This is a genomic window from Dactylosporangium cerinum, from assembly GCF_042653625.1.
Classification (GTDB): Bacteria; Actinomycetota; Actinomycetes; order Mycobacteriales; family Micromonosporaceae; genus Dactylosporangium; species Dactylosporangium cerinum.
The window spans coordinates 1-14,370 of record NZ_JBHSIU010000051.1; the positions used below are offsets into that span (position 1 = coordinate 1).

Consider the following 14,370-nt stretch of genomic DNA (forward strand, 5'->3'; position numbering starts at 1 on the left):
TGGCTCGCCGCTGGCCTGGTCGGTGTTCGCGCAGCATGGTGTCCGGCATGGGCGGTCCACGGCGTAGGCACTTCGCGCATTCCCGCACCGGCCTGCCACCCCACGGTGAACGGGCATGATCGAAGGACAGGTCTGGTCGCCCACGACCAGACCTGTCCTTCGATCAGTGCCGCAACGGCGTTGAAGGGGTGGGAGATCCGGCGGGGTCGGCGTCAGGGGCTGTCTTCCAGGTCGCCTTCGGTTTCGAGGTAGACCTGGCGGAGAGCGTCCAGGGTGGACTGCTCGGGATGTTCCCAGAGGTTGCGGTCGGCGGCTTCCAGGAGGCGTTCGGCGATGCCGTGCAGGGCCCACGGGTTGGACTCGTCGAGGAACTTGCGGTTCTCGGGGTCGAAGACGTAGGCCTCGGCGAGCTTCTCGTACATCCAGTCGGCCACGACGCCGGCGGTGGCGTCGAAGCCGAAGAGGTAGTCGACGGTGGCGGCGAGTTCGAAGGCGCCCTTGTAGCCGTGGCGGCGCATGGCGGCGAGCCAGCGGGGGTTGACCACGCGAGCGCGGAAGACGCGGGCGGTCTCCTCGCTCAGGGTGCGGGTGCGCACGGCGTCGGGGTTGGTGCTGTCGCCGACGTACGCGGCGGGGGCGCGACCCGTCAGCACACGGACCGTGGCGATCATGCCGCCGTGGTACTGGAAGTAGTCGTCGGAGTCGGCGATGTCGTGTTCGCGGGTGTCGGTGTTCTTGACCGCGACGCTGATCCGCTTGTAGGCGCCTTCCATGTCGCCGCGGGCGGGGAGCCCGTCCAGGCCGCGGCCGTAGGCGTAGCCGCCCCAGACGGCGTACACCTCGGCGAGGTCGGCGTCGTCGCGCCAGTTACGGCTGTCGATGAGGGGGAGGATGCCCGCGCCGTAGGCGCCCGGTTTGGAGCCGAAGACGCGCAGCGTGGCGCGGCGCTGGTCGCCGTGCAGGGCAGCGTCGGCATCGACATGGGCGCGCACGTAGTTGTCGTCAGCGGACTCCGGAAGCGAGGCCACCAGCTGCACGGCGTCGTCGAGGAGGGCGACGACGTGCGGGAACGCGTCGCGGAAGAAGCCGCTGATCCGCATCGTGACGTCGATGCGGGGGCGGCCCAGCTCGGTCAGGTCGACGGGGGAGAGGCTGACCACCCGGCGGGACGCGTCGTCCCAGACCGGGCGGACCCCGAGCAGGGCGAGGGCCTCGGCGATGTCGTCGCCCGCGGTGCGCATCGCGCTGGTGCCCCACATCGACAACCCGACGGAACGCGGCCACTCGCCGTGGTCGGCGCGGTATCGGGCGAGCAACGAGTCGGCCATCGCCTGGCCGGTCTCCCAGGCCAGCCGGCTCGGGATCGCCTTGGGGTCCACGGAGTAGAAGTTGCGGCCGGTCGGCAGGACGTTGATGAGACCACGCAGCGGCGAGCCGCTCGGCCCGGCCGGGACGTAGCCGCCGTCCAGGGCGTGCAGCACCATCGTCAGTTCGTCGGTGGTGCGCGCCAGCCGCGGCACGATCTCCCGGGCCGCGAACTCCAGCACCCGTACCACATCCGGAATATCGGAAATATCGGAGATGTCCGAAGTGGGCCAGCCCCGCGACTCCATCTCCGCAACCAGCGCGCGGGCTGAAGACTCCACCGTGTCCACCGAGACGCGGCCGGAAGCGCCCTCGGTCAAACCCAGCGCCTCGCGCAGACCCGGCAGCGCGGCCACCGTGCCACCCCACATCTGGCGGGCCCGCAGCATCGCCAGGACCAGGTCGACCCGCGCCTCACCCGACGGTGCCACCCCCAGCACGTGCAGCCCGTCGCGGATCTGCACGTCCTTGATCTCGCACAGCCAGCCGTCGATGTGCAGGATGAGCTCGTCGAAGCCGTCCTCGCCCGGCCGGTCGGCCAGGCCCAGGTCGTGGTCGAGCCGGGCGGCCTGCAGCAGCGTCCAGATCTGGGCGCGGATCGCCGGCAGCTTCGCCGGGTCGAGGGCCGCGATCGTCGCGTGCTCGTCCAGGAGCTGCTCGAGGCGGGCGATGTCACCGTACGAGTCGGCCCGCGCCATCGGCGGGATCAGGTGGTCGACCAGCGTGGCGTGCGCCCGGCGCTTCGCCTGGGTGCCCTCGCCGGGGTCGTTGACCAGGAACGGGTAGATCAGCGGCAGGTTGCCCAGCGCCGCGTCGGCGCCGCAGGACGCGGACAGTCCGACGGTCTTGCCCGGCAGCCACTCCAGGTTGCCGTGCTTGCCGACGTGGACGACCGCGTGCGCGCCGAACTCGTCGGCCAGCCAGCGGTACGCGGCCAGGTAGTGGTGGCTCGGCGGCAGGTCCGGGTCGTGGTAGATCGCGACCGGGTTCTCCCCGAAGCCCCGCGGCGGCTGCACCATCACCACGATGTTGCCCTCGCGCAGCGCTGCCAGGACGATCTCACCCTCGGGATCACGGGACGTGTCGACGAACAGCGACCCGGGCGCCGGCCCCCAGTGCTGCTCCATCGACGCGCGCAGTTCCGGCGGCAGGGTGGCGAACCAGGCCTTGTAGCGACCAGCGGAGATCCGGATCGGGTTGCCCTGCAGCTGATCCTCGGTGAGCCAGTTGACGTCCTGCCCACCGGCGGCGATGAGCGTGTGCATGAGTGCGTCGCCGTCCTTGGGGAACCCGTCCGCGCCCACATAGCCCCGCTCGTCCAAAGCGGACAGGAGCCGGACCACGCTGGCGGGCGTGTCGAGGCCGACGGCGTTGCCGATTCGCGCGTGTTTGGTGGGGTACGCACTGAGCATGAGCACGATCTTGCGCTCGCTGGGCGGCAGGTGCCGCAACCGTGCGTGCCCGACGGCGATCCCGGCGACCCGGCCGGCCCGCTCAGGATCGGCGACGTAGACGGTGAGTCCGTCGGCGTCGACCTCCTTGAACGAGAACGGCACCGTGATGATCCGCCCGTCGAACTCGGGGATCGCGACCTGCGTGGCGGTGTCGAGCGGCGACAGGCCGTCGTCGTTGGCGTCCCAGGTGTCGCGGGCGCTGGTCAGGCACAGTCCCTGCAGGATCGGCACGTCGAGCGCGGCCAGGGCACCCACGTCCCAGGCCTCGTCCTCGCCACCGGCCTGCGCGTCGGCGGGCCGCGTGCCGCCCGCGGCGAGGACGGTGACGACGAGCGCGTCGGCCTGCCGCAGCGTGTCGAGCAGCTCGGCCGGCGCGGTGCGCAGCGACGACGCGAACACGGGCAGCGCCCGGCCGCCGGCATCCTCGATCGCATCGCACAGCGTCCCCACGAACGCGGTGTTGCCGGCCAGGTGGTGCGCCCGGTAGTAGATGACACCGACGGTGGGGCCTGTTGCGGTTGAGGGACGGTCGAGCAGCCCCCAGGTGGGGGTGGTCGCCGGCGGCGCGAAGCCGTGGCCGGTGAGCAGGACCGTGTCGGACAGGAAGTTGTGCAGCTCACCCAGGTTGGCCGGGCCGCCCTCGGCGAAATACGCGTGGGCCTGCGCGGCGACCCCGGCGGGCACCGTGGAGTGCGACATCAGCTCGGCGTCGGGCAGCTGCTCACCACCGAGCAGGACCACTGGCAGCGGGAGCCGGGAGCTGCCGGAAGGGCGTGACAGCCGGAGCAGCGCGTCGAAGCCCTCCTGCCAGTCCCGGTAGCCGCCCAGGAACCGCACCACGACCAGGTCGGCGCCGTCGGCCAGGCCCGGGAGGTCCTCGACGGCGGTCCGGGACGGGTTGGCCAGCCGGAACGCGGCACCGCTCGCACGCGCGCTGAGCAGGTCGGTGTCAGACGTCGACAACAGCAGGATCACGCCGGGGTCCTCCCTCGGGGTCCGCGCCCCAAGTCGGTCGGGAAAGGTCGGGCGACGGAGAGTCTCCTGGCTCCCGGATCGGCGCTCGCCTCCGGCCTTCCCAGGTGTGCAAAACCCGGTGGCCTTCTGTCGAAGGTCAGCTCCCCGGTCACAGTGGCGGGACCGCGCCGGATTCACACCGGCTTCCTCCACACGTCGCCGTACAGCACCGACAACTCTCCTGGACAGCGCTGTCTTGCGTCAAGCGCAGTAGTATCCGGCCCGTGCAGGCTGCCAGTGGACGCGACGCTCCGGACCGGTGCCCGGGCGCGGTGCAGGTCCACGCCGCGGCCGACGGGGGCCTGGCCCGGGTCCGGCTGCCCGGCGGGCGGCTGACCGTGGACGGCCTGCACACGCTCCGCGCGGCCGCAGCGGCGCTCGGCGATCCCGCCCTGGAGCTGACCTCACGCGGAAACATCCAGGTCAGGGCGCTGCGCCCGGGGGCGGAGACGGAGCTGGCCGCGCGGTTGTCCGCCGCCGGGCTGCTGCCGTCGGACACCCACGAACGGGTGCGCAACATCATCGCCAGCCCGCTCAGCGGCCGCGACGGCCTCGGCGACGTCGATGTGCGGTCGGTGGTGACCGCGTACGACGCCGGCCTGTGCGCCGACCCGGCCCTGGCCGCGCTGCCGGGGCGGTTCCTGGTCACCGTCGACGACGGGCGCGGCGACGTGACCCCGCTCGGCGGCGACGTCGGCCTGCACGGCGACCGGCTGACCCTGGCCGGCACGCCGACCACCGCCCGCGGCCACGCTGACCTGCTGTTGCGGGCCACCGGAGCGTTCCTGGCGGAGCGGGCCGAACAGGGCGGCAACGCGTGGCGCCTCGCCGAGCTGACCGACGGCCCGGCCAGGGTGGCTGCCCGCCTGGACGCGGCCGTCGACCCGCGTCCTGTGAACAACGGCACCGGCCCGGCCGTCGGGTGGACGCCGCAGACAGACGGGCGGGCCGCCCTCACGGTCGTCGTCCCCCTCGGGCTGCTCACCCCGGCGCAGTCGGCGGCGCTCATCGAAGCCGCGCCGGGAGAGATCATCGTCACCCCGTGGCGGACCGTCGTCGTGCCGGACGTACCGATGGCAGAAGCTGAACCCGTCGAAACCCTGCTGACGGCGGCCGGCCTGGTCACCGACCCCGGATCGCCATGGGCGGGGGTGACCGCGTGCGCCGGTCGGCCGGGCTGCGCCAAGGCCCTCGCCGACGTGCGGGCGGACGCGCGCGCGGCGGTCGAGGCGGGCACGGCGCCGACCGGACTGCCGGTGCACTGGGTCGGTTGCGAACGGCGCTGCGGCGCACCGAAGGGAAGGCACGTGGAGATGCTCGCGACCGCGGACGGCTACCAGGTGGTTACGTGACCGGGCCGGAGCGCAGCGGAGGAGCCGGGCACCATGTGCACAGTGTCGAGTCAGGCCGGCGCCGGAGCGAAGCGGAGGTGACGGCGTGACGAACTATGAGTACGTGAAGGACGGCGCGGAGATCTACCGGCGGTCGTTCGCCACGATCCGGGCCGAGGCCGACCTGTCCGGCCTGCCCGCCGACATCGCCCAGGTCACCGTCCGCATGATCCACGCGTGCGGGATGGTGGACCTCGCCGGTGACGTCGGGTACAGCGCCGACGTGGTCCGCCTCGCCCGCGCCGCGCTGCGCGACGGCGCCCCGATCCTGTGCGACGCGGAGATGGTCGCGTCCGGCGTGACCCGGGCTCGGCTGCCCCGCGACAACGAGGTCCTGTGCACCCTGCGGGACCCGCGGGTGCCGGCGCTCGCCGCCGAGCTCGGCACGACCCGCAGCGCCGCCGCCCTCGAGCTGTGGGGCGAGCGCCTCGGCGGGGCCGTCGTTGCGGTCGGCAACGCGCCGACGGCGCTGTTCCGGCTCCTGGAGATGATCGAGGCGGGCGCGCCGCGACCGGCGGCGGTGCTCGGCATCCCCGTCGGGTTCATCGGCGCGGCGGAGTCGAAGGCGGCCCTCGCCGCATCGGACCTGCCGCACCTGGTCGTGCACGGCCGCCGGGGCGGCAGCGCGATGACGGCCGCCGCCGTCAACGCGATCGCGGACGAGAAGGAATGACCACAGTGGACAGTGCAGGGGTGACCGGGCGGCTGTACGGCGTGGGCCTCGGACCGGGCGACCCGGAACTGATGACGGTGAAGGCGGCCCGGCTCGTTGCGGCCGCACCCGTGGTCGCGTTCCACAGTGCCCGCCACGGGCGCAGCATCGCGCGGTCGATCGCGGTGCCGTACCTGCGCGAAGGCCAGATCGAAGAGGCCCTCGTCTACCCGGTCACCACCGAGGAGATCGGCGACTACCGCGCGGTCATCGAGGAACACTACGACGCGTGGGCGGCCCGGCTCGCCGCGCACCTCGACGCGGGCCGCGACGTGGTGGTGCTCTGCGAGGGCGACCCGTTCTTCTACGGCTCGTACATGCACATGCACAAGCGGCTGGCACACCGGTACCCGACCGAGGTCGTGCCGGGCGTCACCTCCGTGGCCGGCGCGTCCGCGGTGCTGGGCCGGCCCCTCGTCGAACGCGACGAGATCCTCACGATCCTGCCCGGCACGCTGCCGGCCGACGTCCTCGCCGAGCGGCTCGCGGCGACCGACTCGGCCGCGGTCATGAAGCTGGGCCGCACGTTCGGCACCGTCCGCGACGCCCTGGAGCGGGCCGGCCGCCTCGACGACGCCTGGTACGTCGAGCGTGCCACCACCGACCGCGAACGGGTCGCGCCGCTGTCCACTGTGGACCCGGACAGTGTGCCGTACTTCTCGCTCGCGCTGCTCCCGAGCCGGGTGCACGAGTCGACTGCTTCCGTGCTGCGTGAACAGAAGCCCGCGACCGGCCTTGGTGAGGTCGTGGTCGTCGGGCTCGGGCCGGCCGGGCGGGACTGGCTCACCCCGGAGGCCCGGGCCGCGGTCGAGGCCGCCGAGGACCTCGTCGGCTACGGCCCTTACCTGGCAAGGATTCCGGCCAACCCGCGGCAGCGCCGGCACGCCTCCGACAACCGCGTCGAGTCGGAGCGGGCCGAGTTCGCTTTGGCGCTGGCCAAGGACGGCCGCCGCGTCGCCGTCGTGTCATCCGGCGACCCGGGTGTGTTCGCGATGGCGGCGGCGGTGCTGGAGATCGCCGCCGAGCCCCGCTGGAAGGACGTGCCGGTCCGGGTCCTGCCGGGGCTGACCGCGGCACAGGCGGTGGCGAGCCGCGTCGGCGCGCCGCTCGGCCACGACTTCTGCGTGCTGTCGCTGTCGGACCGGCTGAAGCCGTGGGACGTGATCGCCGGCCGTCTCGAGGCCGCGGCGCAGGCGGACCTGGTCATCGCCGTGTACAACCCGGGCTCGCAGAGCCGGACCTGGCAGGTCGAGGCGGCCAAGGAGCTGCTGCTGCGGCACCGGTCCCCGGACACCCCGGTCGTGCTGGGCCGCGACGTCGGCGGATCCGGGGAACGCGTCAGGGTGGTGCGCCTCGCCGACCTGCAACCGTCCGAGGTGGACATGCGGACGCTGCTCATCATCGGCTCGTCGCAGACCCGCGCGGTGGAGCGCGGCGACGGCGGCACCCCGGTGGTCTTCACCCCTCGCCGCTATCCCTGACCGGTCGGCGGGTTGGTGCGGTAGAGGCCGAGGATCTCCGGCAGCGGCACGATCCCCGGCCCGCCCGCCTCGACCCACGCGGTCAGGTCCCCGATGACCGCGTCGTCGAGGACGTACCCGAGCCAGACCGGCCTGGCCCCGGCCCGCCGCGCGGCCGGGGTCGGGTGCACGACGACGATGTTGGACCGCTCGCACGCGTCGAGGCAGGCGCTGACCCGCACCCCGGTCTGCCCGAGCGCCGTGCGCAACCTGGCCACCTGCGCGGCGTGGTCGACGTCCGGATGCTTGCGCGCCGACCCGCAGCAGCAGTCCCGGCACACGGTGACAAGGGGTCGTTCCACCCGCAGAGCCTAGCCTGGCCGGTCAGTCGCTCTCCAGGAAGATCGACTTCTCCAGGGCGCGGGCGAAGTGCGGCAGGATCTGCGGATCCAGGCCCACCGGGGGGATCTGGCCGGCGGCGACCCGGGTGCCGGCGTCGAGCAGGGCCTGGAGGTGGTCGCCCGGCCGGGCCGACCATCGCATCAGGTTGCCGACGCCGACGAGCACGGCGAGCGCCGCCGAACGGGGGTCCGGCGCCGGGCCGAATCCCGCGTAGAGGCGTTCCTGGGCCGCGTGCCGGCCGGCCAGGTCCCGCACGAGGTGCTTCGGACCGGAGAGCCAGCCGCCCCGCTTGCCGATACGCTCGATCCTGCCCTCGGCGGCGAGGCGCTCCAGCCACGGGTCCAGGCTCTTGCGCGCGCTGAACCGCAGCGTGCGCATGATCGCGCTGTAGGTCGGCACGGGCCCGCCGGCCAGCACCTGGTCGACCAGCTCGGACGTGCGGACAGTGTCGCGCAGCCCGTGGTGGTTGTGCAGGTCGCGGGTCTCGGTCGGGTGCAGGGCGAGCAGGACGATGTCTTCGGCCAGTGCTGGAACGGACACCAGGCGAGTTTCCTGGGAGCGCACCCATCCGGCGATCACCGACCCGACACCGCTGCGGCGGGAACCGGTCACCGCCGCTGCGGCGGGACCGGCACCGCCGCTACGGCCGGGCCAGGATCTCGCCGTGCAGGATGGACAGCCAGCCGTCGGGGGAGGCGGCCCAGGCGCTCCAGCCGTCGGCGAGGCGCTGCAGGTCCTCCTGCGTCACGCCGCTGGCCAGGGCCTGCGTCGCCATCGCTGAGGCGCGGACGCGGTCCGCCCACATGCCGCCCCACCAGGCGCGGTCCACGTCGTCGGCGAAGCACCAGGTGCTCGACGTCGCCGTGACGTCGGTGAAGCCCGCGGCCCGGGCCCAGGACAGCATCCGGCGGCCGGCGTCGGGCTCGCCGCCGTTGGCGCGGGCCATCCGCTGGTACAGCGCCAGCCACTCGTCGAGCTCCGGCAGCTGCGGGAACCAGGTGAACGCCGCGTAGTCGCTGTCGCGGGCCGCCACATAGCCGTCCGGCTTGCACACCCGGCGCATCTCGCGCAGCGCCTGGACCGGGTCGGCGACGTGCTGCAGGACCTGATGGGCGTGCACCACGTCGAACGTGTCGTCGGGGAAGTCGAGCGCGTGGACGTCGCCGACCACGTACGCGACGCCCTGCACGCCGGCCTTGGTGACCTCCAGGGCCGAGTCGGTCGCCTCGAGGGCGGTCACCGCGCCGGGGGCGACGACGGCGGCCAGGTCGGCGGTGATCGTCCCGGGTCCGGCGCCGACGTCGAGCAGGGTCATGCCCGGCCGGAGCACCGGCAGCAGGTACGCGGCGGAGTTCGCGGCGGTGCGCCAGCGGTGGGAGCGCAGGACCGACTCGTGATGCCCGTGGGTGTAAACCGTCATGTCCCAGACTTTAATATTCGCGTCTCTAATAATGGGAGACGCTTCCCAAATAGTGGAACCCGTAAGATCGCGGCGGTGAGAACGTCGCTGCTCGTGCTGGCCTATTTCGCGTTCATCAGCCTCGGGCTGCCCGACGGTCTGCTCGGCGTCGGCTGGCCCTTCATGGCCGGCACCTTCCACGTGTCGACCGAGTCGGTCGGCTACCTGCTCGTCGCGGCGACCACCGGCTACCTGACCTCCAGCGTCGCCGCCGGCTTCCTGCTCGCCCGCGTCGGCGTCGGCTGGCTCCTCGCCGCCAGCACCGCCGCCACCAGCCTCGCCCTGGCCGGCTACTCCCTCGCCCCCGGACTGTGGTTCGTCGTGCCATGCGCCCTGCTCGGCGGCTTCGGTGGCGGCGCGATCGACGCCGGACTGAACGCCTACGCCGCCGCCAACTTCAACGCCCGCCACATGAACTGGCTGCACGCCTGCTTCGGCCTCGGCGTGGCCATCGGCCCGCTCATCATGACCTCGGTGATCAGCGCCGGATCACCGTGGCGGCTCGGGTATGCCCTTGTCGCCGCGGCCCAGCTGGCCCTGTCGCTGTCGTTCGTGACGAAGGCGCGGAGCTGGGGGAGGGCGCCGGCGCCCGTGCACGAGACGCCGCAACGAGGACGGGACACCCTCAAGCTGCCCGTGGTGTGGGTGCAGGTCGTCGCCTTCGGCGTCTACGTCGCCGTCGAGGCCGGCGCCGGCCTGTGGGCGTTCCTGCTGCTCACCGATGGCCGCGGGGTCAGCGCCGCGGTTGCCGGCGTGTGCGTCTCCGGCTACTGGGCCATGCTGTTCCTGGGCCGCGTCGTGCAGGGCGCCGTCGCCGACCGCATCGGCGTGCACCGCGTCATCACCGGCTGCATGATCGGCATGGCGGCCGGCGCGTTCCTCGTCGCGCTGCCCGGCCCCGGCTGGCTCGCCGCCACCGGCCTCGGCCTGATCGGCTTCGCCGCCGCACCCGTCTTCCCGCTGCTCACGCTCACCACCGCCGACCGCGTCGGCGCGGCACACGCCGACCGGGCGATCGGCCTGCAGATCGCCGGTGCCGGCCTCGGCGGAGCCCTCGTCCCGACCGCCATCGGTGTCCTGCTCGCCCGCGCCGGCGTCAACATCCTCGGCTCCACCCTGCTCGCCCTGGCCTTGCTCCTGCTGGTGTTGTACTGGGTCAGCCAGCGCCTGGCGTCGCATGACCAGATGCGTCCGGCCTCCGGCCAGGCGGTGCCTGTTCCCGGGACCGCCGACGGCGCAGGATCGACGGCATGAGAAGCGCGTTGCTCGTCATCGACATCCAGGAGTCCTTCCGCCAGCGCCCCAGCTGGGCCGCCGTCTCCAACCCCGACATCGTCGCGACGGTCAACCCGTTGATCGACGCTGCCCGCTCCCGCGGTGACCTGATCGTGTGGATCCTGCACCACGAGGTCGACAACGTCTTCGACCCGCGCAACGGCCACGTCCGCCCCATCGAGGGCCTTTCCCCGTTGCCGGACGAGCCGGTCATCACCAAGACGTCGGCGAACGCGTTCACCACCACCGGCCTGCAGCAGCTGCTCACCACCGAGGGCATCCGGCACCTGATCGTCACCGGCATCCAGACCGAGCAGTGCTGCGAGACGACCACCCGGGTCGCCGGCGACTACGGCTACGACGTCACGTTCGTCACCGAGGCCACCGCCACGTTCCCGATCGCGCACCGCGACGAGAAGCACCTGCCCTACGACGAGATCCTCGCCAGCCCCCGCACCCTGTCCACCGACGACGTCATCGCCCGCACCGAGTACGCCCTGGCCGGCCGCTTCGCCACGATCGCCACGGTCAAGGAGCTCATCGGCTGATGAAGGTCGTCTTCCTGCTCGTGCCACAGCTGCATCTGCTCGACCTGGCCGGACCGGCGCAGGTCTTCTCCACGGCCCGCGACTTCGGCCTGGACTACGCACTGCACTACGTGGCCGAGCAGGACGACGTGCCGTCGGCGCAGGGTTTACCGGTCCGCCGCACCGACCCGCTGCTCGACCTGGAGGCGACCGACCTCGTCGTCGTGCCCGGCTGGCGCAGCCACGGCTTCCCGAACAACGGCCGGCTCAGCCCCACGGTGCGGGCCTGGCTGGCGGCCCACCACGACGCCGGCGGCACCTGCGCCAGCGTCTGCTCCGGCGCCGACGCGCTCGGGCAGGCAGGTCTGCTCGACGGGCGCCGCTGCACCACCCACCACGTGCTGCAGGACCGGCTCGCCACCCGGTACCCCCACGCCAAGGTGCTCAAGGACGTCCTGTTCGTCATCGACGACAGGATCGTCACCTCCGCCGGGATCGCCAGCGGCATCGACCTTGCCCTGCACCTCGTCGCGACCCGGCACGGCCCCGGCCTCGCCGCGCAGATCGCCCGCGAGATGGTCGTCTACGCCCGGCGCAACGGCGACGAACCGCAGGACAGCGCCATGCTCCGGCACCGCGGCCACCTGTCCGACGTCGTGCACCGCGTCCAGGACCTCATCGACGCCCGGTTCGCCGACCGCCTGCCGCTGCGCGACCTCGCCTTCGTCGCCGGCGTCAGCGAACGCACCCTGACCCGCGCGTTCGGCGACGCGACCGGGCTGACCCCGCTGCGCTACCAGCAGCTGCTGCGGCTCGAACGCGCCGAGCACCTCATCGGCCACGGCGCCACCGTCGAGGCCGCCGCCCGCGCCGCCGGCTTCGAGGACGCCCGCATGCTGCGCCGCCTCCGCGCGCGGTAAGATCGCGCATGGGTTCGACCGACTTCGATCCCGACCCCCTGCTGGTGTATGGCGACGCGCTGGCCGAACTGGTGCCGGGGGAGCGGGCCCTCGCCGCCGTGGTGACGAAGCCGTCGATCGGCGTCGACCCGCCGCTGCCGCCCGATGAAGGGCCGCACGAATACACGGCCGGTTCCGTCGCCGCCGGGGTCGTCGGGGCGGTCCTCTCGCCTTCGCTGCCCGGCGCGATGTTCCCCTGGTGGCTGCTGTTCGGCCGGTCGGCCGCGGGGACACCGGCCTCGACCGCCGCGGCGTCCCGCCGTGCCTGCACCGGCAGCGCCACGGTGCTGCTGGTGGTCACCGACACGACGCTGCGGCTGTTCGAGCCCCGCGACTCCGCGCACTTCATCTTCGAGCCCGGCAAGGATTACGGCCCGGCCGCGCAGCGCCTGCGACCGCTGTGGGAGACGCCGCTGCCGACCGTCCGGTCCGCCAGGGTGGGCTGGTATCGCCTGCACCCGTGCCGCCTGACGATCGAGTTCACCGACGGTTCGTGGACGGCGTTCGCGAGCCTGTTCGAGATGGGACGCCGCAAGGCTCGGACCGCCGTGCGGGCGCTGTCCTGACCGTTGGTGTCGCGAGCAGGGCGCCACCCGCGCACAGGACGGCGGCCCACCAGAGGGCGGCCGCGGCGCCGGCCCGGTCGGCGAGCCACCCCGACGCCCACGGCCCGGCCGCCTGCCCGGCCGCGAACACGACGGTGAGCGCGGCGATCAGCCTCGTCGCCCCGCCGGGCGGCCGGCCCGCGACGGCGCGGGCGGTGACCGCCGCGGGCACCATCATGAACGCGGACCCGAACAGCACCGCGGACCCGCCGACGGCCGGCGGGCCGCCGCCGAGCAGCGGCAGGGCCGCGGCGACGGCGACCACGGCGAGGAGCACGGCCAGCGCCCGGGTTCCCGGCCAGGTCGCGATCGGCCGGCTCCACAGCACCGGCGCGGCCGCCGCGCTCAACCCGAGCACCGTCCACGTGAGGCAGACCAGCCCGAGCGTGGCATGCCGGGACGCCAGATACGCCGACAGGAACGTCATGTACGCGATGTAGCCCGCGCCGAACATGGCGTACACCAGGAACAGCCGCCAGTGCGCAGCACCCTGGCCGGGCTCGGCGGGCGTCCCAGCGCTCGGCGTCGTCGCGCCGGCGGCCCGCCAGCTGCCGAGGGTGGCGAGCGCGGCGGCGCCGGCGAGCAGTGCCCAGCCGAGCGGCCACCGCTCCGGGTGCCGGTCCAGCAGCACCGGCACCGTCCCGCCGGTGAGCACGACGCCGAGGCCGGTGCCGCAGTAGTAGACGGTGACCGGGGCGACGGACCGCGTTGTTCCGGCCAGCCGCGCCGCCAGGACCGCGCCGGCGATGAACACCAGGGCGCCGCCGAGGCCGCCGAGCGTGCGGACGGCCAGCAGCAGCGGGTAGCGGCCGGTCGCGGCGGTCCCCGCGAGGGACGCGGCGGTGAGCAGCATGCCCGCGCGGAACGTCCGCGCCGGTCCGATCCGGCCGGCGACGCCGGCGGTCACGGCCGCGCCGAGCAGGTAGCCGGCGCTGTTGGCGGTGGTCAGCCCGCCCGCCTCCGCGAGGCTCCAGCCGAGCCGCTCCCGCATGGCGGGGATGAACAGCCCGGGCCCGAACCGCGCCAGCCCGAGTGCCGACGCCGTCCCGAGCGCCAGCCCGGCGGCCCGCCAGAGTCCTCGCACGGACGCCTCCAACGCAGATGGTACCGATCGGTTCGACCCACCCTAACGGGGAATCGAACCGATCGGTACCATCTAGCGCGTCGTGGGTCCCGGTGTCGATCCGGGCACACCGCCGTTATGAGCAGCGGCCGGGCAGCCAGCGCCCGCACCCACGGTGGTCCACAACGGACGGCATGAGGGCGATCGTCGGGAGTCGAACCCGAACCACCAGGGCCACAACCTGGCGTGCACATCCGGTACACCACGAACGCCATGCTTTTGCTTTTGCGTGCCCGCGGAGGGACTCGAACCCCCAACATCCTGTTTGTAGGACAGACGCTCTTCCATTGAGCTACACAGGCTTGACCTTTCACCGTGAGTCGGGTTGGCGGGATTCGAACCCACGACCTCTCGCACCCGAAGCGAGCGCGCTACCAAACTGCGCCACAACCCGTTCCGTACCCGACCAGGGATTCGAACCCTGAACCTCCGCGACCTGAACGCGACGCCTCTTCCATTGGGCTACCCGGGCAGAGTGGACAACCTCGGTATCGAACCGAGCAGGCGCTGCTTGCAAGGCAGTGCTGCACACCTGTGCGTCGCCCAGAGAGCCAAAGGTCGGACTCGAACCGACTACCTTCCGATTACGAAACGGATGCACGACCAGTCGTGCTGCATTGGCAT

The 14,370-nt window shown here is 72.9% G+C and carries 12 protein-coding genes, 5 tRNA genes and 1 riboswitch; of the genes, 7 read left to right on the forward strand and 10 right to left on the reverse strand.

Annotated elements, in window-relative coordinates; translation table 11 throughout:
* Positions 1 to 212 precede the first annotated feature (212 nt).
* The gene (locus ACFPIJ_RS36685) at positions 213 to 3,794 is read right to left on the reverse strand and encodes a cobaltochelatase subunit CobN (protein WP_380122297.1); all 3,582 of its coding nucleotides are present in this window, start codon (positions 3,792 to 3,794) and stop codon (positions 213 to 215) included.
* Positions 3,795 to 3,833: 39 nt separating this feature from the next.
* Positions 3,834 to 4,022: riboswitch (cobalamin riboswitch) on the reverse strand.
* 35 nt (positions 4,023 to 4,057) lie between these two features.
* On the opposite strand from ACFPIJ_RS36685, the gene ACFPIJ_RS36690 reads away from it, so the two are divergent.
* The 3 genes from ACFPIJ_RS36690 (at position 4,058) to ACFPIJ_RS36700 (ending at position 7,417) form a co-directional block, all read left to right on the forward strand.
* Positions 4,058 to 5,185, forward strand: a complete 1,128-nt coding sequence (locus ACFPIJ_RS36690; protein ID WP_380122299.1) for a precorrin-3B synthase — start codon at positions 4,058 to 4,060, stop codon at positions 5,183 to 5,185.
* 85 nt (positions 5,186 to 5,270) lie between these two features.
* On the forward strand, positions 5,271 to 5,897 hold the full coding sequence (locus ACFPIJ_RS36695; protein WP_380122301.1) for a precorrin-8X methylmutase: 627 nt from the start codon (positions 5,271 to 5,273) through the stop codon (positions 5,895 to 5,897).
* Positions 5,894 to 7,417 (forward strand): precorrin-2 C(20)-methyltransferase, encoded by a 1,524-nt coding sequence (locus ACFPIJ_RS36700; protein ID WP_380122303.1) that lies wholly within the window; start codon positions 5,894 to 5,896, stop codon positions 7,415 to 7,417. The genes ACFPIJ_RS36695 and ACFPIJ_RS36700 overlap by 4 nt, the downstream gene beginning before the upstream one ends.
* On the opposite strand, the gene ACFPIJ_RS36705 is transcribed toward ACFPIJ_RS36700, so the two are convergent.
* The 3 genes from ACFPIJ_RS36705 to ACFPIJ_RS36715 form a co-directional block, all read right to left on the reverse strand.
* Positions 7,408 to 7,758 carry a hypothetical protein gene (locus ACFPIJ_RS36705; protein ID WP_380122305.1) on the reverse strand — a complete coding sequence of 117 codons (351 nt, stop codon included), beginning with the start codon at positions 7,756 to 7,758 and terminating at the stop codon, positions 7,408 to 7,410. The genes ACFPIJ_RS36700 and ACFPIJ_RS36705 overlap by 10 nt on opposite strands.
* A 22-nt stretch (positions 7,759 to 7,780) precedes the next feature.
* Complete coding sequence (locus tag ACFPIJ_RS36710; RefSeq protein WP_380122307.1) at positions 7,781 to 8,338, reverse strand: GOLPH3/VPS74 family protein; 558 nt, start codon at positions 8,336 to 8,338, stop codon at positions 7,781 to 7,783.
* 100 nt (positions 8,339 to 8,438) lie between these two features.
* Positions 8,439 to 9,218 (reverse strand): class I SAM-dependent methyltransferase, encoded by a 780-nt coding sequence (locus tag ACFPIJ_RS36715; protein WP_380122309.1) that lies wholly within the window; start codon positions 9,216 to 9,218, stop codon positions 8,439 to 8,441.
* A 75-nt stretch (positions 9,219 to 9,293) separates the two neighbouring features.
* On the opposite strand from ACFPIJ_RS36715, the gene ACFPIJ_RS36720 reads away from it, so the two are divergent.
* The 4 genes from ACFPIJ_RS36720 to ACFPIJ_RS36735 are packed head-to-tail and all read left to right on the forward strand — an operon-like array spanning position 9,294 to position 12,584.
* Positions 9,294 to 10,511, forward strand: coding sequence for an MFS transporter (locus ACFPIJ_RS36720; RefSeq protein ID WP_380122310.1), 1,218 nt, complete (start codon positions 9,294 to 9,296; stop codon positions 10,509 to 10,511).
* Positions 10,508 to 11,080 carry a cysteine hydrolase family protein gene (locus tag ACFPIJ_RS36725; protein ID WP_380122312.1) on the forward strand — a complete coding sequence of 191 codons (573 nt, stop codon included), beginning with the start codon at positions 10,508 to 10,510 and terminating at the stop codon, positions 11,078 to 11,080. The genes ACFPIJ_RS36720 and ACFPIJ_RS36725 overlap by 4 nt, the downstream gene beginning before the upstream one ends.
* Positions 11,080 to 11,979: a GlxA family transcriptional regulator gene (locus ACFPIJ_RS36730; RefSeq protein ID WP_380122314.1), complete on the forward strand. Its 900-nt coding sequence runs from the start codon at positions 11,080 to 11,082 to the stop codon at positions 11,977 to 11,979. The genes ACFPIJ_RS36725 and ACFPIJ_RS36730 overlap by 1 nt, the downstream gene beginning before the upstream one ends.
* Before the next feature lie 8 nt (positions 11,980 to 11,987).
* The gene (locus ACFPIJ_RS36735) at positions 11,988 to 12,584 is read left to right on the forward strand and encodes a hypothetical protein (RefSeq protein ID WP_380122316.1); all 597 of its coding nucleotides are present in this window, start codon (positions 11,988 to 11,990) and stop codon (positions 12,582 to 12,584) included.
* On the opposite strand, the gene ACFPIJ_RS36740 is transcribed toward ACFPIJ_RS36735, so the two are convergent.
* The 6 genes from ACFPIJ_RS36740 to ACFPIJ_RS36765 all read right to left on the reverse strand — a co-directional run bounded on the left by ACFPIJ_RS36740 (position 12,499) and on the right by ACFPIJ_RS36765 (position 14,368).
* On the reverse strand, positions 12,499 to 13,707 hold the full coding sequence (locus ACFPIJ_RS36740; protein WP_380122318.1) for a YbfB/YjiJ family MFS transporter: 1,209 nt from the start codon (positions 13,705 to 13,707) through the stop codon (positions 12,499 to 12,501). The genes ACFPIJ_RS36735 and ACFPIJ_RS36740 overlap by 86 nt on opposite strands.
* A gap of 177 nt (positions 13,708 to 13,884) precedes the next feature.
* Positions 13,885 to 13,959 (reverse strand) — tRNA-His (locus ACFPIJ_RS36745).
* Positions 13,960 to 13,976: 17 nt separating this feature from the next.
* Positions 13,977 to 14,048: transfer RNA gene (locus tag ACFPIJ_RS36750), tRNA-Val, on the reverse strand.
* A gap of 18 nt (positions 14,049 to 14,066) precedes the next feature.
* Positions 14,067 to 14,140 (reverse strand) — tRNA-Pro (locus tag ACFPIJ_RS36755).
* A gap of 5 nt (positions 14,141 to 14,145) precedes the next feature.
* Positions 14,146 to 14,218: transfer RNA gene (locus ACFPIJ_RS36760), tRNA-Leu, on the reverse strand.
* A gap of 77 nt (positions 14,219 to 14,295) precedes the next feature.
* A tRNA-Thr gene (locus tag ACFPIJ_RS36765) sits at positions 14,296 to 14,368 on the reverse strand.
* Between the last annotated feature and the right edge of the window lie 2 nt (positions 14,369 to 14,370).

Excerpts from the sequence above, each read along its gene's own strand:
- ACFPIJ_RS36725 (WP_380122312.1), top strand. The coding sequence starts at position 10,508 with ATGAGAAGCGCGTTGCTCGTCATCGACATCCAGGAGTCCTTCCGCCAG.
- ACFPIJ_RS36715 (WP_380122309.1), bottom strand. The coding sequence starts at position 9,218 with ATGACGGTTTACACCCACGGGCATCACGAGTCGGTCCTGCGCTCCCAC.
- ACFPIJ_RS36700 (WP_380122303.1), top strand. The coding sequence starts at position 5,894 with ATGACCACAGTGGACAGTGCAGGGGTGACCGGGCGGCTGTACGGCGTG.
- ACFPIJ_RS36730 (WP_380122314.1), top strand. The coding sequence starts at position 11,080 with ATGAAGGTCGTCTTCCTGCTCGTGCCACAGCTGCATCTGCTCGACCTG.
- ACFPIJ_RS36735 (WP_380122316.1), top strand. The coding sequence starts at position 11,988 with ATGGGTTCGACCGACTTCGATCCCGACCCCCTGCTGGTGTATGGCGAC.